We start from the raw sequence: 1,317 nt of genomic DNA on the forward strand, positions 1-1,317 counted from the left end.
CCGGCCCCCTCCCATTACTTGTCCATCTCAGCTCATGCCCATAACTTCCGTCACTCATTAAGCTCTCTCGTGATGACGAAACGCCTCCGGCGTTTCGAACCACGGTCTATCACGAGCGAGGCGCGACGCGACTCGCTCGGATGTCCCTCGGTAAAAGGTCGATCAAAAGCACTCCTCCTTCCCCCTTCAGCCGCGCGTTGCGCGGCTTCCGGGTCAGTCGTCGGCCCGCTCGCGCCTTCGGCGCTCGCGGAAGTATCGGTGTTCTCGGACCGCTAACCGCACAGGTCACCCTTGGAACGATTCGGCGAATTCGGTCGGGAGCGTTCCGATCTCGATCCCCACGCGATCGGCAGCCAGCCGACCGCCACGAGCGTAATTAGTACGATTCCGATAACGTTGAGTCCGAACCCGATCGGACGATCCCGCGGACGCGATCCTCGAGGCGGCAGCGGAGTACGACAGCGACGCGATCGTCATCGGCGTCCGGGAGCGATCGCCCGTCGGCAAGGTCCTCTTCGGGAGCGTCACTCAGTCCGTGATTCTCGAGAGCGATCGGCCGGTGACGGTCGTTTCAACCGGTGGAAACGGGTAGCGTCGCTCGGCGCTGGCGAGCGGCGTCGCGACGACTACCGCAGGCAGGCCGCCACGACCTCGAGCATCCCCTCGCCGCGGACCTCGTCGGCGAACAGGGGGACGCGCCGAACCTCGGTGCCGCGGAAGAGGTCCTGGGCCTCTGCCAGCGCGTTCTGCTGGACGTCCCAGCGCCGTTGGCAAAACGCGCAGTCATCGAGATTCGGCTGCAGGAACTCGCCGTCGACGTCGTCGGTGACGTTCGATAGTGGTTCCATCACCCGGTTGACGACGACGGTCCCGACGGGGATCTCGAACTCCCGGAGTTGCTGGCGCAGGCGCTTTGACTCGAAGACGCTCATCTCTTCGGGGACCATGACGATCCGGAAGTCCGTCCGCGCGGGATCGCGCAGGGCCGCCCGCAGGCGCTCGATGCGTTCGCGTAACACGTCCAGATCCTCGAGGTCCTCGTCGTCATCGGGGCCCTCGCCCCCGCCGAACATCCCCTTGACGCCGTCGATCATCCCGCCGATCTGCTGGCGGAACTTGACGAGTCGGCCCATCATCGTGTCCATGATCTCGGGCAACTGGAGCAGTCGGAGCGTGTGGCCCGTCGGAGCCGTATCCACGATCACGCGCTCGAACCGGTCGTCGTCCATGTACTCGAGCAAGAGCTGCATCGCGGCGGCCTCGTCGGCTCCGGGCATCGCGCCGCCGAAGAGGGCGTCCATCGGCGACTCGCCGCCG

1 protein-coding gene and 1 pseudogene are annotated in these 1,317 nt (G+C 65.7%); one reads left to right on the forward strand and one right to left on the reverse strand.

Annotated elements, in window-relative coordinates:
* Positions 1-418: 418 nt before the first annotated feature.
* A pseudogene (locus PGX04_RS15295) lies at positions 419-592 on the forward strand (universal stress protein); the annotation flags it as partial.
* A 34-nt stretch (positions 593-626) separates the two neighbouring features.
* Here the strand turns inward: PGX04_RS15295 and PGX04_RS15300 are convergent.
* A partial coding sequence (locus PGX04_RS15300) for an ArsA family ATPase (protein WP_273739292.1) occupies positions 627-1,317 on the reverse strand: 691 nt, incomplete at its 5' end.

It is taken from the genome of Natrinema soli (genome assembly GCF_028618695.1).